Origin of the sequence: Oribacterium sinus (assembly GCF_014202695.1) — a bacterium.
GTDB classification, from domain to species: Bacteria; Bacillota; Clostridia; order Lachnospirales; family Lachnospiraceae; genus Oribacterium; species Oribacterium sinus.
Window position 1 is genome coordinate 289,877 of record NZ_JACHHH010000002.1, and the last position, 16,494, is coordinate 306,370.

Consider the following 16,494-nt stretch of genomic DNA (forward strand, 5'->3'; position numbering starts at 1 on the left):
GTGACAAAATATGCTCGGAATTCTATGCTAAGCTAGAGGAAGCCTTTTGCCTTAGGGGAAAGGGCTCATTTAGCGGCAGAAGACCGGAAAGAGAGTACTAATGGAAGATAAAAATCTGGATCAAAAACTTTCGGAGAATCATTCGGAAGAAACGAAAGTATTGGATAGGAATTTAGAAGTAGACGTTATAGCGGAATCCGGCGCATCAGAAGTCGATACAGCACAGGAGAATCCAAAGGACATCGGTGAAAACGAGGAAAAGGCAGCGGACAAGCCAAAATCAAAGAGGAAAAAGAAGCAGAGCTTTATTCATTATCTGATTCCTACGGTGCTGTTTATTTCCATGATTGTCTTTGGCGGCTTGTTCCTCCGGGACTTTCTGGAATATCGGGCGGCGGAGGACGAATACGCATCCCTGCAGGATCATATTGTGATTTCCGAGGAGCCGAAGAAGGAGGCTCCGAAGAAAGAGAAGGCCGGTGAGGAAGAATTTGATGATGAGCCGGAAGAGGAGCCTGTAGATTTGCTCCATCCTCATTTTCAGATCGACTACGGAGCGCTCTCCGGGGTAAATGCTGATTTTACCGCGGTTTTGCATGTGCCTGCCCTTTCCATCACCTATCCGGTGGTGAAGAGTAAGGACAATGAAGAGTATCTGCATAGAACCTTTGAGGGAAAGGCGAACTTTGCCGGTTCTATTTTCCTGGATGCCAATGCCAAGGGAAGCTACGATCATAAGAACACCTTCATTTTCGGTCACAACATGAAGAATGGAACCATGTTCGGAAAGCTGAAATATTTCCTTCGGGATGATCAGCTGGCCAACAGCAATCCTTACGTCTTTCTTTGTAGACCGGAGGGGATTACCCGCTATCGTATCTTTAGCTATTATTTAACGACGGTGGAAAGCCCTATATACAACGACTTCGAAGGGGACAAGGGCTATGATCAGTATTTAAGTCTGATTCAGAGACTTTCCTCTTATAGAAATTATCCCAAGGACAGTATCGATTTTTCTCAGCGGCCGGATATCATTACCCTGTCCACCTGTTCAGGGCCTTCCGGAGGAAACCAGCGCTTTATTGTGCAGGCAGCCCTGGAAGAGGTGTATCAGAACGGTTAAGTATATTCCGTTTCTGCGTAGAATGGAGAAGGAAAGCTCCTTGCAGCAAAGAACATAGAAAAGTGAATATCTAAACAGAAGAAACAGTCTTGCCTGTGTTTTTCCATTTTAAGCTTTCGTATGCTGAAGAATGGGAAATGCCACAGAGCAGGGCTGTTTTTTTGTCTTTTAGGCTGAATGCTTATGGAAAGCATTGCTCTACACGCTATCGTATGGATGGTGCAAAAATATTTGATGGAAATCACTCTAAAGCCTTAAGAATCAAGGTCAGAAGCAGCTTTTGATTCCGGTAAAAAATTAAATAATAACAGCTTAAAATCACAGATACAATTATTTTTAAAAAATAGTTTGAAAAATGCTTATACAAATTAATAAACAAGGCGATACATTAAACAGAGATAGAAATTCCACTAGAAAACAAGTATCTCTTAAATAGAATAAAGATTTTGTTTACCACCCAGTATAAATTATGAATGCACTCTCAGAACTTATATAAATAAAAGTGATAACAAATTCAGAAAAACTTTTAAGAAAATTGTTGACATAGCAAAGGAATATGCTATAATCCAAATTGTAAGTCATTTGGAACTCTTGCGCAGGGGACGAGTAAGAGGATCTCGACTTACCAGCAGATTCTGACCGGATCTGTTTGAGCAAAATCGGGGAAACCCGGTGACGCAAAGCTATAGGGCCTGTAATATGGCAGCCAGTTGCGATCTTCCAGTATGAAGATGTTACTCAACAAGTAAACAAACTCATTTCATCGAAGATTACGGTTAGCTGGCAACTAGAAAGGGAATTCTAGATGTCGGTTTTTTTATTACTCGAAAAGAAAGTATGGATTTTTTCTTTTCATCATATGGTGTCACCGTAGGATACGGTAGGACATCGGCAAACCCGGGGAAATCCGGCGACGCAAAGCTATAGGGACTGTAAAATGTCAGCCAGCTGCAATCAAGAATCCCCTGACCAGGGTGAACTGATTCTGCTTCCTGACTCCCTCTTTATGAAGGAGTTATCACATGAAAAAGTTAGTTATCAAACTTGTTGTACTTACAGCATTATTTACCGCATTTTTCGCTATGACTGCATTCGCTGCAAAGGGCGATGCTAAAGCCGCTTTTACTAAAGTTAACGAAATCAGAGTTGCAAACGGCCTTCAGCCACTTACTTGGAACTTCCAGATCGAAAACGCAGCTAAGGTAAGAGCTACAGAAATCGTTAGAAGCTTTTCTCACACAAGACCTGATGGATCTGCATGGTACACAGCTGACCCAAGCGTTCTTTACGGAGAGAACTTAGCACAGTATTTCGATGGCGCTGATGAAGTTGTAGTAGCTTGGATGAATTCTCCGGCACACAGAGCAAACATCCTTAAGCCGGAGTTCAAGTCCGGAGCTATCTACACTGTAGAAGTAAATGGCGAAGTTTACTGGGCACAGGAATTCGGTATCTAAAGAGAAGTATAAAAGAACTGAAAACAAAATTGAAAAACTTGAACAAATTGAAAGAGTACGTAAGGGAAAGAGCTACCGAAAAATCATCGGCAGCTCTTTTTCGTTATAGAAATTTTCTTTTTATCAAAAAAATGAAAGGAATTGCAAAGCTTGCTTTTTTTATGATAGAATACAGTACACCGTAGCAGTACCGGCAATACTTCATAAAGGGGATAGCGCATGGATAGCAAGGAAATTCGAAACGGAACATTTATCGTACAGGTAAAATACACGGAGAATGAGACTTGGCAAGGAAAGGTTACCTGGGCAGAAAAGAATAAGAGCCAGTATTTTCGGAGCGCTCTGGAGATGCTGAAGCTGATGGACAAGGCTCTTACCGAGGAAGATTTCCCGGATGAGGAAGAAGAGGAATAAGAAAGCCGGGAAGTCAATCAGGTAAGTTGAAAAGCTTAGTTGTCAGAGACTGTTGCGCATCAGGCAATAGGACAGCGGTGAAGGAGACTATGGAAAATCAATTGGAAAGGCTTTATGCCATAGACTTATTAGGTATTCTGGTACATAAGTATCAGGATGGTCAGCTTGAGGGAGAAATAATTCATCAGTATAAAGAGGAAAGTACTCCCTTTTTTGGTGTACTGGATTTAATCAAGAAGATGGAGTTTCAGTACGATGAGTGGGACTATCCCCAAACCTCCACCAGAGACCGGAGCTTTCGGAAAAGAGAGAAATATAGCTATCCCAATCGTAAGGGGAAGAAACGTCTTCCGGATGAGGCGGGAACTTTGGAGAAGTTCCCCATTATTCAGAAAAGAGGGAAGGTGAGTACCTTCTTTATTCATACCAAATATCGGCAAAATGCTACCTGGCAGGGTGATATTTTTCGCGTGGAGGAGGAAGCCTGCTTCCCCTTTAAGAGTGTACTTCGGATGCTTCAAATCATGGACCGGGAAATGAGAAAGGATCAGGGGAAAGATGCATAAGAGGGCTGCTTTTTTCGGCAAGCTTACTGTTCTGCCTCTTTTTTTGTTTGTCCTATTTTTTGCCTTCGCCTTAAGTTCCTGTGGAAAGAAGAGCACCGGAAAGATTCAGGGCAGGGAAATCCGTTTGGGCATTGACCGGGACAATGCGCCCTTTTCTTACCTTGATGAGGAGAAAAATCCCGCCGGCTTTGATGTGGAGTTGATAGAAGCCATTGCCAGGCTGGAGGGCTTTACCGTGAAATTTGTTCCCATGAATCCTTCGGCTTTACAGTCTGCCGTGGTGACCGGCACTATTGTAGGGGCTATGGGAGGGATTGAAATTCGGGAAGAAAAGCAGCTGAGCTTTTCGGAAGCCTATGGAAGTTCTACCCTGGGACTTTTATATGGAAAGGATTCTTCGGCATCGGAGCAAATGCCTTCTTTACAGGGGAAGAGCATCCTGGTCAAGGAGGGAAGCGGTACGGCGGTTTTTCTGGAAAGCATCCGACAAAAGGAAGGTTTTTCTCTGCTGGTGGTGCAGGAAAACCAAGATCTTATCCGGGAATGGCTGGAAGGAAAGGGTGATTTTATTGCGGAGGATCTTCCGGTTTTGGAGGCCATGAAGGAAGAAATTCCCAAAATCGATGAGAAGGGAAGAACGGAAGACTATCTTCCTCCGGATCTTTTGGGCATCAGCGAATTTGACGTGCAGAAAGAGAAAAATAGCAGAGCAGGGCAGAATATAGAAATATTTTCCCTAAAAGAGGAGCAGCATTACGGCCTGATGGTGGGAATGGGGCAGAATAAAGAGCTGCTTCGTGCCTTTGTTCGGGGGCTGAAAAAGATGAAGGAAAATGGAGAGTGGGAGGCGCTTACGAAAAAATATTCTCTTTTTTCTTCCAATTTAAATCCCCAGTAAAATGCTATGAAATACTTGACAGGGAGAAAAAAAGCTGTTAGCATAGCAAACAATTCCGTTTGATGAAGGATTTTTTGGGAAAGGATCGTTGGCAAGATGAGAAGAAACAGAACAGAAATCAATATGATGAATTGCTGCTGTTGCTGTTGCCGTATGCATAGTCATAGGGCTTTTTGCCGTGCCAGCTGATTCTGAGGATATTTTTGTGGATATATTTCAGCGAGCTGTTTCGGCAGCTCGCTTTTTTGTTTCTAAAACAATGGATTTTTATGGCATTGACTTTCTTAAAATAGAAGGGGACTTTCATTTTTAAGAAAAGGAAAGAGTTCTAAGGGGGAGAGAGTTTTGGATATTGCATTTATCAAACAGTACATACCGATGTATGTGGAGGCGGGAAAGCTGACCCTGGGCATTGCCTTTCTGGGAATTCTGTTTTCCTTACTGATCGGTTTTGCTGCCAGCTTGATTTTGTACTATAAGCTTCCGATTTGGCGGAGAGTGGTGCAGATTTATGTGGAGCTTAGCAGAAATACGCCCCTTTTGGTGCAACTGTTTTTTCTTTATTTCGGCTTGCCAAAGCTGGGAATACGTTTCAGTTCGGAGCTTTGCGGGGTTATCGGCCTAAGCTTTCTGGGGGGGGCCTATATGACGGAGGCCTTCCGTTCAGGACTTTCCACCGTACAAAAGATTCAAAAAGAATCTGCCCAAAGCTTGGGGCTGTCTAAAGGACAGATTATGCGTTACATCATTTTCCCTCAAGCCTTATCGGTTTCCATTCCGGCTATCGTGGCAAATATGATTTTCCTGATTAAGGAAACCTCGGTATTCAGCGGAATCGCCCTTGCGGATCTGATGTTTGTCAGTAAGGACTTAATCGGCCTGTATTATAAGACGGAGGAAGCCCTGTTGATGTTGGTAATTTCTTATCTCATTATGCTTCTGCCCCTCAGTATTTTGGGAAATGTTTTGGAAAGGAGGATGCGCATTTCTTATGTTTAATATTTTACTCTCGGCAAATGCAGAGAAGCCTCCGGTATATACCATTCTTTTTGCGGGGAATAATTTTCAACGTCTTTTGTGGGGGCTCTTTGTTACCCTTCGAGTCAGCCTGATTGCGGTTTTGCTTTCTCTTCCCTTGGGGATTCTTTTCGGGCTTTTCATGAGAAGAAAGGATCCCATAAGTCGGGGAATCAGCCAGCTTTATCTGGCCTTTATCCGTATTATGCCGCCGCTGGTTTTACTGTTTTTGGTCTACTTCGGAACGGCAAGAATTGCGGGCTTTCATCTTTCCGGAGAAGCCTCCGGAATTCTGGTCTTTACCCTCTGGGGTACGGCGGAAATGGGAGACCTGGTTCGAGCAGCCATCGGCAGTATTCCCAGACACCAGAAGGAAAGCGGCAGGAGTCTTGGCTTAAGTTCTTGGCAGATTTACCGCTATATCATTATTCCCCAAACGGTAAGACGCTTGATTCCTTTAAGCATTAATCTGATTACCAGAATGATTAAAACCACTTCTTTGATTGTGTTGATTGGCGTGGTGGAGGTGCTGAAAACAGGGCAACAGATTATCGATGCCAACCGTTTCCAATATCCGAAGGCCTCCATCGTGATTTATACGGTGATTTTTTTCCTCTACTTTATCGTGTGCTTCCCCATTTCTCAGCTGGGAAAATATCTGGAAAAGAAGCTTAAGGTATAGGATTATAGAAAGGAAACTATGGAAGAAATCGTACAAGAACAGCTTTTAGAGATAAAAGATCTGGAAAAAAGCTATGAGGATGACAGCCCCGTGTTAAAGGATATTTCTTTATCGGTGAAAAAGGGAGAGGTGGTGGTGCTTCTGGGACCCTCCGGCTGCGGTAAGTCCACCCTGCTTCGCACCATTATGGGTCTGGAGCGTATTCAGGGGGGAGAAATCCTTCTGGAAGGAAAAAATATTGTGGGAAAAAGTGAGGAGGCTCGAAAAGAGCGGCAGAATCTGGGAATGGTTTTCCAAAGCTATGACCTCTTCCCTCACATGAGTATATTGGAGAACCTTCTTCTGGCGCCCATGAAGGTGCAGGGCAGAAAGAGGGAGGAGGCTGTGCAGGAAGCCAGGGAGCTTTTGGCCAGAGTGCATCTTTCCGATAAGGAAAATGCCTATCCCTCCATGCTTTCCGGAGGGCAGAAGCAGAGAGTGGCGATTATTCGTTCTCTGATGATGCATCCGAAGTTGATGCTTTTCGATGAGGTAACGGCGGCTCTGGACCCGGAAATGGTGCGAGAGGTTTTGGATGTGGTGATGGAGCTTTCGGAGCAGGGCTTAACCATGCTGATTGTGACCCATGAAATGGGCTTTGCCAAGGCAGTGGCGGATAGGGTGCTGTTCCTGGAGGGAGGAAAGATTTTAGAAGAAAATACCCCGGAGAACTTTTTCCAAAAGCCTGATACAGAGAGAGCACAGCAGTTTTTACAAAATTTTTCTTACGTGTCCCATAGACATGTTGGAAGATAAATGTTTATTCCGGAGACCCGGAGAGAGGAGAAAATATGAAGAAAAATGTGATTTTTAGCGGAGTGGCGATTTTAGCAGCCCTTTCCCTGGCAGCCTGCGGAGGCGGAAAGAAGGCGGAAGAAGCTCAGACTACGGCAGCAGGTACCGAGCAGGGCTCAGGAAAGGCTACAGAGCAGGCGGGAGAAAAGGCGGAATCTAAGACTGCTGAAACTGATGAAAAGTCCAGCTTTAGAACCGTAGATGAAATTAAAGAATCCGGTGTGATTCGTATCGGTGTGTTTACGGATAAGGCACCCTTTGGTTATGTGGATGAAAAGGGTGTAAATCAGGGCTATGATGTATACTATGCCCACAGAATTGCGGATGATTTAGGGGTAAAGGTGGAATTTACTTCTCTGGATCCCGCTTCCCGTGTAGAGTATGTTTCTACCGGAAAGGTGGATATTACCCTGGCGAACTTTACCGTTACCAAAGAAAGAGCGGAGAAGGTGGATTTTGCCCTTCCTTATATGAAGGTAGCTCTCGGCATAGTTTCTCCTGATAATGCGGTAATTAAATCTGTAGATGAGCTAAAGGGAAAGACCCTGATTATTGCTAAGGGAACCACTGCGGAGACTTATTTTGAAGCAAACCATCCGGAAGTGAAGCTGCAGAAGTATGATGCTTATGCGGATGCTTACAATGCACTCTTGGACGGAAGAGGAGATGCTTTCTCCACCGATAACACCGAGGTCATTGCTTGGGCCAAGTCCAATCCGGGCTTTACCGTTGGCGTGGAGACCTTGGGAGATTATGATACCATTGCCGCTGCAGTAGCCAAGGGTAATGAAAGCCTTCTGAACTTCCTGAACGAGGAAATTGAAACCCTTGGAAAGGAGCAGTTTTTCCATAAGGATTATCAGGAAACTCTGGAGCCTGTTTTCGGTTCCGATACCGATCCGGACAGCATTGTAGTAGAGGGCGGAAAGCTTAGCTAAATTGTTATGCATTTTAGTGCTATAAAAAATATTTTTGTAGAAAATAATTAACGTTTAAGGAAAATACAAAAAGAGAGAAAAGAGGGGATTATATCTCCTCTTTTTTTTGACGATAGAGGTAAAGCAAAGGTTTAAACTGCTTCCTTCAGGGAAACAGCTTGGAAGGACAGCAGGAAACAGTTTCGATGGATGAGCAAGGATGCTCTGTTGCGTGGGAAGGAGTCAAATTGAATACAGAACAAGAACTTCTTCCGGGATGGATGAAGGAAAAGGACAGCTTAGGCAGTATTTTCAAGGACCCTTTAAGTAAGACCGTAAAAAACCAGGCCTTTCGGGATTTGGCAGAGCGCTACATGGAAGAAGGGCAATGTGCGATTTACTTCAATATTATAGATTTTAAACTATACAATGAGCGCTTCGGCTTCGAGGCGGGAGATGCTTTGATTCTGGCTATGGCGAAGATTTTGAAAAAATATTTTCCTTATGCCTTGATTACCAGAATGTATGCGGACCAGTATGTTTTATTAACCCCAAATTCCGGACATTATGAGGCGATTTGTAAGGTGAGAGCCGCCATACAAAAGCTGGATCTTCCCATGGCTTTGGATTTTAAAGCGGGAATCTGCTTTGTCCGGGAACAAAAGAGCATCAGCACAATATGTGACAAGGCCAAAACAGCCTGTGACAGTATTAAAAAAGAGCGGGAAGTTTTCTCCCGTTATTATGATGAGGAGCTGGGACAGCTTCTGACTAAACAAAGATATATTGTGGATCATATTGAGGAGGCTATGGAAGAGGGCTATATCAAGGTCTATTATCAACCTTTGGTACGGGCTTTGACTAAGGAAATCTGCGGTTTCGAGGCCTTAGTACGCTGGGCGGATCCTCATTACGGCTTCCTCTCCCCTGTGGAGTTTATTCCGGTGTTGGAAGAGTATCATTTGATCCACCGCCTGGATCTGTATGTACTGGAGAAAATTTGTCAGGATTATCAGAAAACCAAGGAAGATGGGGGTAGTCTGGTGCCTGTTTCCTTGAACCTTTCTCGAATGGACTTCGAGCTTTGTGACGTTTTCCGGGAACTGGAAGAGCGGATGACGAAGTATCAGGTACCCAGAGAAATGTTGACTTTGGAAATTACCGAGTCGGTTTTAAACAAAAGCCAGCTTCTTATCAGCAGCCAGATTAAGCGCTTCCATGAGGCAGGATATAAGGTTTGGATGGATGATTTCGGTTCCGGCTACAGCTCTTTGAATATTTTGAAGGATTTTGATTTTGACCTGTTGAAAATCGACATGCTGCTTCTTCGGGAATTCAATGAGAAGTCCAAAAAAATTGTCAGTTCCATCGTGGACATGGCAAAGAAGATCGGCATTCGTACCCTGGCAGAGGGTGTGGAAACAGAGGAACAGCTGGAATTCTTAAGGGAAATCGGTTGTGAGAAGCTACAGGGCTACTATATCGGAAAGCCCGCCCCCTATCTGGAAAGCATTATGCAATGTAAGGAAAAGGGATTTCCCTTTGAGGCGGCTTGGAAGAGAAAATACAACGATGACCTTGGAAATGTAAATCTTATGGGTACGAATTCCTTCCGTAGCGGAAAGGAAACGGATGGCGAGGAGGAAGAAGGATTTCCTTTAGCCATTGTGGAGCGAATGGGAGATCGTGTGGAGTTTCTCTATGTGAATCCCCCCTTTGAAAGGGAATTGTCCATTATGGAAGGTTTAAATTCCGGCGTAGCCCAGGAGATTCTCAACAACAGGGAAGAAGAGATTTATCGGAGTATCCGGCATTATCTGGATGACCTGTCAAAGGGCTTGGAAACAGGATTGGACACCATGGGAGGCGATGCCTTTTTCGCTATTCGAGGTATGGAAATCAGCCATATTCCGGGGAGAAATGCCTACCTTGTGAATTTGCAGGTTTTTCAGGGGAATTTCTTAAAGCTGAAGCAGAAGAAAATGATGGAAAGGGTCAAGGACTTGTACCGAGGCTATGAGCTGGTGCTTTTGACCAATCCCGGCAGAGGCGGTGCGGAAATTCTCTATGAAAAAGAGGGAACTTATTCCTTCTCTATGGAGGGGAAGATTTTGGAAGAATTTGCTGGGCAGGTATTTTCCAAAGAAGAAAGCAAACGTTTTTTCCGCTTTTTGCAAAAGAACAAAAGGATTAAGGAAAGTGAATTTGCAAAGGAAGATTTTTTCCTGGCAAAGAATCCCGGAGGGGGTACCATGGTTTTGATGGTCAGCCTAAAACCCTCTGAGCTGGAGCAAAAGGGAAATATTTTGGTGAGCATCCGGAAGATTTATAAGGACAGCATTGCCGCATTGATTCACAAAACTCTTTTGGAAGAAAGAGAGAAAGACAAGGAAGAGAAGTAAGGGAGAAGAAGTATGTCTTATAAGGATATGAAGTTGCGTAGTAAGTTTATTTTTACACTGGTTCTCATGACGATTATGGTTACCCTCTTAATCGGCTTGGCACAATTTTCATTTTTGAAAATGAGTGACATGATGGTGAATGACTTTGTGCAGATTGAGTATGACAACATGAAGTCTCAGATGAGTATGCGAAAGGATATCCAGAGTATCAATAAGCGTTTACTCTTAGCCATGTATGATACTGCCAACAATCCGGTAAAGGAGCAGAGAGAGGATTTTGGCAGTCGTTTTAAGGATATGCGGGATAAGCTTTCCAAACTGGAAAATACTCTGGAGGATAAGACTTTATTAGAGAACCTTTCCACTGCAATGGATGCTTTGGAGAAGGACAGTTATGCTCTTCTGGATATGCTGGATAAAGGAGACACGGCAGGAGCGATTGCTTCCTATCAACAGGGCTTCAATACGGTTACCTCCGAGAACTTTGTATCCGCCCTTTCTGCAGTAGGAAAGCTTTCTGATGAGCATTCTGAAGCGAAGATCCAGGAGGCCAAGGATATGCGGGTGAAAGAAAGCTTGCTTTTGGGCGTGGTCTTTGTCATCGTGATTCTTCTTTGTGTCTTTGCCTTCCTGAAGCTGCAAAGAGATATTACCGGAAGAATCGGTACGGTTTCCAAGGCAATTAAAAGGATGCGCAGCGGTCACTTAAATATTGCTTTTAATAAGAAGTATATCGGAAGTGACGAGCTGGGAGAGATGGTGGACGACTTCTCTGCTCTGTCCGGGGAATTGAAGAAGATTATTACCGACATTTGTGCGGTATTATCCGAGATGAGCAAAGGAAACTTTGCGGTACAGTCCATGGATGAAAATATGTATGTGGCGGATTATGCCAGCATTTTGCAGTCCTATCGGGAAATCAACCAGAACTTGAAGAATGTTTTCGGCTCCATCAATCAGGTGGCGGCGGATGTAGAGTCCGGTTCCGAGCAGATTGCCAACGGTTCCGTGGCCCTTTCTCAGGGTGCTACAGAGCAGGCATCCACTTTGGAGGAGTTAAGCGCCAGCATCTATGCTCTTTCCACAAGAATCAGTGCCCAGGCACAGAAGGCGGGCAATGTAGAAAGTTATTTCGGAGAGGTTTCCGAGAAGATTTCCGATGAAAATCAGCAGATGGGCGAGATGCTCTTGGCTATGGAGGAAATCGAGGATAAGTCCAATCAGGTAGAGCGTATCATCAAGGCCATTGATGACATTGCTTTCCAGACCAATATTTTGGCATTAAATGCAGCAATCGAGGCAGCCAGAGCCGGTGTTTACGGTAAGGGCTTTGCCGTGGTAGCGGATGAGGTCAGAAACCTGGCAGGAAAGTCCGCAGATGCAGCGGCAGAGACCTCCGTTCTGATTGAGAGCACCATCAATGCGGTGAAGAAGGGTGTGAATATCGTGGACCACGCCGCAAAGACATTGGGAGACGTTATGGACGGCTCTGAGAAGAGTAAGGAAATGGTAAGCGAAATTGCCGGTTCCATGGTAACGGATGCGAAATCTATTTCTGAAGTAAGTAAGGGATTGGAAGAGGTTTCCAAGGTAGTACAGCAAAACAGTGCCACCTCCGAGGAAAGCTCCGCTTCCAGTCAGGATCTGAATGAGAATGCGGCTTCACTGAAGGAGATGATTTCTCGCATTCAGGTTTAAAAGAAATAGTTAATTATGTAGAAATAAAAAGATATCTTCTATATAATAGTGGTATTGTTATAAAAATATACAGGCAAACTCCTCTTGGAAAAGAAGGGGAGCTTCCTCTTGGAAAAGAAGAGGAGTGTTTTTAAGGCTTTGAAAAAATAAGGAAAAGAAAAGCCTTTGGAGTTATCGAACGGAAAGAACAGGGGAAAAGGAGGAATAGCCTTATTTTCCCTTGCTCTATTGGGAAAGGAGTGCATATGGAAAAAAGAATGGCAAAAAAAGAATAGACAAATTTTCCCTGCTTTTTTGGGGGAGAATTTGTCTATTTTCATGAGTAAAAATGTAAAGGGCAAGCAGCTTTTTTATAAATTAAGTTTTTCCTTCCTTTTCATAAGAAAATGCGAAGATTTTCAGGGAAAAAAGGGAAAAACAGAGGCTTGTCATTACGGAAACAGTTTGTTATAGTACCATGGATTTAATATTAAAAAAATCGTAAATTCAGTTCTTATGCTTATTCATAACGAGTATCGCTCGCAAAGCGTGCGATATCTCGTTTATCCTTCTTGAGGAAAAATAAGATTTTCCGAAAGCCTCGGGAAGAGCTAAGAAGTGAATCCGCGTTTACTGTATTTAGGAGGAAAAAGGATGAACGTTTCAGATTTCATCAGTCCCTTATCATCTTGGAAGATTGGAAGTGTAGGGAGCATTGACCAGGGAACTCAGGCAGGAGGAACAGAAGGCGCAAGACTTTTTAAGGATGTGTTTCGTTCCGCCATTGACAATGTAAAGACCAGCCAGCTGGATGTGGAAAACAAACAGTATCTCCTGGCTACAGGACAATTATCCGATGCCCACAGCTTACCCATTGCGGAGGCGAAGGCGCAAATCAGCTTAGATTTATTGGTATCACTCAGAAACAAGGCGTTGGAAGGCTATAATGAATTGATGAAAATCAATTTATAAGGATCAGGAATAGGAGAGTTTGCAGGTGCAAAAGCTCAAGGAAATGTGGCAGAATCTGTCTGCTAAATCAAAAAAATTATTAGGCATCATTGCGGGAATTACCGTAGTGGTTATTGCCGTTGCCGTCTTCCTCTTGGCAAGAGGGCAGAAAACCGAATATCAGACCCTGTTCTCTTCCTTAAGTCAGGGAGAGGCTCAGCAGATTGTTTCTCTTTTGCAGGAACAGAATGTCCCCTATCTCTATGACGGAAAGTCCGGAGCCTTAAAGGTGCCCTCCGAGTCTGTGGATACCTTAAGAGCACAGCTTTTGTCCAAGGGCTACCCGAAGTCGGGATTTGCTTACGACATGTATATCGGAAACTCCGGTCTTATGACCACCGAGTCCGATAAAAAACAATATACCCTGTATGATTTACAGGATCGTTTGGGGGCGACCATTCGTCTATTTGACGGGGTGCGGGACGCCAAGGTGACGATCGCCGAGGGTACGGACCAGACCTACGCTATTGAAGAGGACAATCCCGTACAGGCCAGTGCCAGTGTGGTGGTGACCATGGAGGAGGGACAGAGTCTTTCCGAAAAGAATGCGGAAGCCATTAAAAACCTTATTGCAAGGTCGGTAAAGGGAATGAACTTTACCAATGTTTCCGTATTTGATGCGGGTACCATGGAAGAGGTGGCAGCAGACGCAGGAGACAGTGCCAGCGGCTCCGGAACCAGTATGGCAAATCTGACCACCACGGTGGAAAACAATATTGCCAACAATATTAAACGGGTTTTGGGAAAGATTTACGGAGGAGAAAACCTGGCGGTTTCCGTAAAGGGAACCCTGAATATGGCGAAGCTGATTCAGGAGAACACCCAGTACACCGTACCGGAAAAAACGGAAGCAACAGATAAAAGAGGCTTACTGAGCAATGAGGAGGTGGCCGGGGAAAATGCCGGAAACAGCGGAGAAAACGCTGCCGGTGTTGCCGGGGCGGATGCCAATGCGGACACCCCAAGATACACCACCCAAAACGGAACGGCTACGACTACGGATAATTATTCCAACTCCAGTGCTACCAGAGAGTGGCTTTACAATGTGCTAAAGGAGCAAAAAGAAATTGCTCCCGGTGTTTTGGAGGATGCTTCCGTGGCGATTGTCATCAATACGGATGACAACAGTATTCCGGAAAGCGATTTGATTAACCTGGTGGCGGATGCTGCGGGAATCAAGCGGGATGAGGCGGCGGATAAGATTACTATTCTTCGTTCTCTGAATAAGACCGCGGTACAACAGACTACAGAGGAGAAGAAGCCGGCAGAAGAGCCTAAGACTCTCCTGAACCAGTTCCCGTTGTGGGCACTGATCGGAGCGGCGGTATCCGCATTCTTACTGATTTTGATTCTGTTGATTTTGATTCTTCGTGGAAGAAAGAAGAAGAAGCTGAAGAAGTTGGCACAGGAAGAAATGGAAAATGCAGCAGCACTCAGTATAGAGCAGCCTACGGATGAAATTACACCGGTAGAGGAAGTTGATGAAGATGAGCTGACTGCTGAGGGCAAGATGGCTCACGGCATGAAGCTGAAGAAGAGTATCGGCGAATTTACGGATCAGAACCCGCAGGTAGTGGCAAAGCTTATTCAAAGCTGGATGAGAGAAGAGGAGCAAAACCTTGGCAGAAAACAGCACAGATCAACAAGAAAAACAAGCTAACCCCATCGATGAAAATCAGGACTTTGTCCCAAAGCTTACAGGAAAACAAAAAGCTGCCCTTGTGGTGGTGTCCCTGGGCTCCGATCGTGCCTCCCAGATCTACAAGTATTTGGGGGAGCATGATATCGAGGAGTTAACCTTTGAGGTGGCAAAAATGGGAAAAACCACCAACTCTATGGTGGAGACAACCTTGGATCAGTTCTACCGTCTTTGTCTTACCCATAAGATGATGACAGACGGCGGAATGGACTATGCCAAGGCGGTTTTGGAAAAGGCCTTCGGAGAATCCGCGGCCAAATCCCTTTTGGACAGAGTTTCCCAGACCTTGGCTTCCAAGCCCTTTAACTTCTTTGCAAAGGGAGATCCCAAGGCATTGTTATCCCTGCTTCAAAACGAGCGTCCTCAGGTTATCGCCCTGATTCTTTCCTATATGGAGTCTGAGCAGGCAGCCCAGATTTTGGAGAACCTGCAGGAGGCAAAGCGCATTCCTACGGTTATGGCTATGGCAAAGATGGACAGAGTTTCCCCGGAAGCCATTTCCATCGTGGAAGAAGAGATGAAGCGGAAGTTCGATACCATTATCACCAGTGAAGACAACATGAATCTGGGTGGTATTGACTTCGTAGCGGATGTGATGAACCACATTGACAGAAGTAACGAAAAGAAGATTTTCGACGAGTTGGATGTTACCGACCCGGATCTTTCCGCAGATATTAAGGATAAGATGTTCGTCTTCGAGGATATCCTCACCATGGACGACCGTTCTGTACAGAGATTTATCCGAGATTGTGACTCCAAGGATGTGGTATTCGCCTTGAAGACCGCAAATGAAGAGATGAAGCAGATCTTCTTCAACAACATGTCCAAGCGTATGGCGGAAACTGTTAAGAGTGATATGGAGAACTCCAGAAATGTCCGCTTGAAGGATGTGGAAGAGGCACAGCAGCGTATTGTTAACCTGATTCGTCTTTTAGAGGATAAGGGAGAGGTAATCATTAATAAGGGAGGCGATGAAGACAATGTTCTCGTCTAAAAAAGTGATTCGCTCGGCTAGCAATAGCCAGCTTTCCTCCTTTTTAGAGACCTTGGAAGAGCCGGAAGAAATTCAAGAGGAGGAGATGGAAGAATTTGCTTCCTCCGAAGATAAAGAAGAGGAGGAAGAGCCGGTAGATGCTCTTCCTCTTCCGGAAACAAAGGCAGAGGACCCCTACCATGAGACCTTGCTGCATTTGGCTTTGGAAAAAGCCCAGAGAATTATGGATGCGGCGGAAAAGGAAGCTAAGCTTTTAAAGGAAAAGGCGGAGGAAGAGGGCTATCAGGCCGGTTTTCAAAAGGGCTTAGAGGCAGGAAAGGCGGAGGCCGAGGAGAAGGTAATGGAAGAGCATGCGGAGGAAATGGAAAATTTCCGTATGGACATGAACCGGTGCCTTCGTATGGTAGAGGATGCGAAAACGGAGCGCCTTTACCGTTATATGGATGAATTAAAGGATGTGGCTATTGCGGTGGCGGAAAAGGTTATTTTGGTAAGCCTCCGTTCCTCCGGAGAAGTTATTCGAAGAATGATTTTAAAAGAGGCGGAGCGTATCAAGAAGACTGCATGGCTAAAAATACATATTGACCGTCTGGATTATGAAATGCTGGTGGAGACTGACGGAGATGTGGCCAATGAATTAAGCCAGATTTCCGACAACATCAAGTTTGTGATTGTGGAGAAGGAGGAACCGGGAAAACTGATTCTGGAAACTCCGGATGAGATTGTGGATGCCAGCATCGACACCCAGATGGAAAATTTAAGGGAGAGATTGGGACGATTGGATGCCCAAGAGAGTGAGTAAG

At 44.7% G+C, this 16,494-nt stretch carries 15 protein-coding genes and 2 riboswitches; all 15 genes read left to right on the forward strand.

Annotation, left to right across the window (positions count from 1 at the left end; genetic code table 11):
- Positions 1–100 precede the first annotated feature (100 nt).
- The 15 genes from HNQ46_RS03015 to HNQ46_RS03085 all read left to right on the forward strand — a co-directional run bounded on the left by HNQ46_RS03015 (position 101) and on the right by HNQ46_RS03085 (position 16,493).
- On the forward strand, positions 101–1,123 hold the full coding sequence (locus HNQ46_RS03015) for a class B sortase (RefSeq protein WP_183682825.1): 1,023 nt from the start codon (positions 101–103) through the stop codon (positions 1,121–1,123).
- 642 nt (positions 1,124–1,765) lie between these two features.
- Positions 1,766–1,841: riboswitch (cyclic di-GMP riboswitch) on the forward strand.
- 162 nt (positions 1,842–2,003) lie between these two features.
- Positions 2,004–2,079, forward strand: a riboswitch (cyclic di-GMP riboswitch).
- 66 nt (positions 2,080–2,145) lie between these two features.
- Positions 2,146–2,580 (forward strand): CAP domain-containing protein, encoded by a 435-nt coding sequence (locus tag HNQ46_RS03020; protein ID WP_007156896.1) that lies wholly within the window; start codon positions 2,146–2,148, stop codon positions 2,578–2,580.
- Between the two features lie 219 nt (positions 2,581–2,799).
- On the forward strand, positions 2,800–2,994 hold the full coding sequence (locus HNQ46_RS03025; RefSeq protein ID WP_007156894.1) for a hypothetical protein: 195 nt from the start codon (positions 2,800–2,802) through the stop codon (positions 2,992–2,994).
- Positions 2,995–3,083: 89 nt separating this feature from the next.
- Positions 3,084–3,560, forward strand: coding sequence for a hypothetical protein (locus HNQ46_RS03030; RefSeq protein ID WP_007156893.1), 477 nt, complete (start codon positions 3,084–3,086; stop codon positions 3,558–3,560).
- Entirely contained in the window at positions 3,553–4,458 is a 906-nt protein-coding gene (locus HNQ46_RS03035; RefSeq protein ID WP_183682828.1) for a transporter substrate-binding domain-containing protein, read from the forward strand. The genes HNQ46_RS03030 and HNQ46_RS03035 overlap by 8 nt, the downstream gene beginning before the upstream one ends.
- A 345-nt stretch (positions 4,459–4,803) precedes the next feature.
- The gene (locus HNQ46_RS03040; protein WP_183682830.1) at positions 4,804–5,457 is read left to right on the forward strand and encodes an amino acid ABC transporter permease; all 654 of its coding nucleotides are present in this window, start codon (positions 4,804–4,806) and stop codon (positions 5,455–5,457) included.
- Positions 5,450–6,157 (forward strand): amino acid ABC transporter permease, encoded by a 708-nt coding sequence (locus HNQ46_RS03045; protein WP_183682833.1) that lies wholly within the window; start codon positions 5,450–5,452, stop codon positions 6,155–6,157. Before HNQ46_RS03040 ends, HNQ46_RS03045 begins: the two co-directional genes overlap by 8 nt.
- An 18-nt stretch (positions 6,158–6,175) precedes the next feature.
- Complete coding sequence (locus tag HNQ46_RS03050) at positions 6,176–6,952, forward strand: amino acid ABC transporter ATP-binding protein (RefSeq protein ID WP_183682836.1); 777 nt, start codon at positions 6,176–6,178, stop codon at positions 6,950–6,952.
- 35 nt (positions 6,953–6,987) lie between these two features.
- Positions 6,988–7,929: a cysteine ABC transporter substrate-binding protein gene (locus HNQ46_RS03055; RefSeq protein ID WP_183682839.1), complete on the forward strand. Its 942-nt coding sequence runs from the start codon at positions 6,988–6,990 to the stop codon at positions 7,927–7,929.
- 227 nt (positions 7,930–8,156) lie between these two features.
- Positions 8,157–10,310 (forward strand): GGDEF domain-containing phosphodiesterase, encoded by a 2,154-nt coding sequence (locus HNQ46_RS03060; RefSeq protein WP_243155826.1) that lies wholly within the window; start codon positions 8,157–8,159, stop codon positions 10,308–10,310.
- A gap of 12 nt (positions 10,311–10,322) precedes the next feature.
- Complete coding sequence (locus HNQ46_RS03065) at positions 10,323–12,008, forward strand: methyl-accepting chemotaxis protein (protein ID WP_183682845.1); 1,686 nt, start codon at positions 10,323–10,325, stop codon at positions 12,006–12,008.
- 633 nt (positions 12,009–12,641) lie between these two features.
- The gene (gene fliE / locus HNQ46_RS03070; RefSeq protein WP_183682848.1) at positions 12,642–12,959 is read left to right on the forward strand and encodes a flagellar hook-basal body complex protein FliE; all 318 of its coding nucleotides are present in this window, start codon (positions 12,642–12,644) and stop codon (positions 12,957–12,959) included.
- Positions 12,960–12,984: 25 nt separating this feature from the next.
- Positions 12,985–14,658, forward strand: coding sequence for a flagellar basal-body MS-ring/collar protein FliF (fliF, locus tag HNQ46_RS03075; RefSeq protein WP_183682851.1), 1,674 nt, complete (start codon positions 12,985–12,987; stop codon positions 14,656–14,658).
- A complete protein-coding gene (gene fliG, locus HNQ46_RS03080; protein ID WP_183682854.1) occupies positions 14,618–15,691 on the forward strand; it encodes a flagellar motor switch protein FliG in 1,074 nt (357 codons plus the stop codon). Before fliF ends, fliG begins: the two co-directional genes overlap by 41 nt.
- Positions 15,678–16,493: a FliH/SctL family protein gene (locus HNQ46_RS03085; RefSeq protein ID WP_183682857.1), complete on the forward strand. Its 816-nt coding sequence runs from the start codon at positions 15,678–15,680 to the stop codon at positions 16,491–16,493. The genes fliG and HNQ46_RS03085 overlap by 14 nt, the downstream gene beginning before the upstream one ends.
- Position 16,494: the final 1 nt, after the last annotated feature.

Excerpts from the sequence above, each read along its gene's own strand:
- fliE (WP_183682848.1), top strand. The coding sequence starts at position 12,642 with ATGAACGTTTCAGATTTCATCAGTCCCTTATCATCTTGGAAGATTGGA.
- HNQ46_RS03055 (WP_183682839.1), top strand. The coding sequence starts at position 6,988 with ATGAAGAAAAATGTGATTTTTAGCGGAGTGGCGATTTTAGCAGCCCTT.
- HNQ46_RS03045 (WP_183682833.1), top strand. The coding sequence starts at position 5,450 with ATGTTTAATATTTTACTCTCGGCAAATGCAGAGAAGCCTCCGGTATAT.
- HNQ46_RS03020 (WP_007156896.1), top strand. The coding sequence starts at position 2,146 with ATGAAAAAGTTAGTTATCAAACTTGTTGTACTTACAGCATTATTTACC.
- HNQ46_RS03065 (WP_183682845.1), top strand. The coding sequence starts at position 10,323 with ATGTCTTATAAGGATATGAAGTTGCGTAGTAAGTTTATTTTTACACTG.
- HNQ46_RS03025 (WP_007156894.1), top strand. The coding sequence starts at position 2,800 with ATGGATAGCAAGGAAATTCGAAACGGAACATTTATCGTACAGGTAAAA.
- HNQ46_RS03050 (WP_183682836.1), top strand. The coding sequence starts at position 6,176 with ATGGAAGAAATCGTACAAGAACAGCTTTTAGAGATAAAAGATCTGGAA.
- HNQ46_RS03035 (WP_183682828.1), top strand. The coding sequence starts at position 3,553 with ATGCATAAGAGGGCTGCTTTTTTCGGCAAGCTTACTGTTCTGCCTCTT.
- HNQ46_RS03085 (WP_183682857.1), top strand. The coding sequence starts at position 15,678 with ATGTTCTCGTCTAAAAAAGTGATTCGCTCGGCTAGCAATAGCCAGCTT.
- HNQ46_RS03015 (WP_183682825.1), top strand. The coding sequence starts at position 101 with ATGGAAGATAAAAATCTGGATCAAAAACTTTCGGAGAATCATTCGGAA.
- HNQ46_RS03030 (WP_007156893.1), top strand. The coding sequence starts at position 3,084 with ATGGAAAATCAATTGGAAAGGCTTTATGCCATAGACTTATTAGGTATT.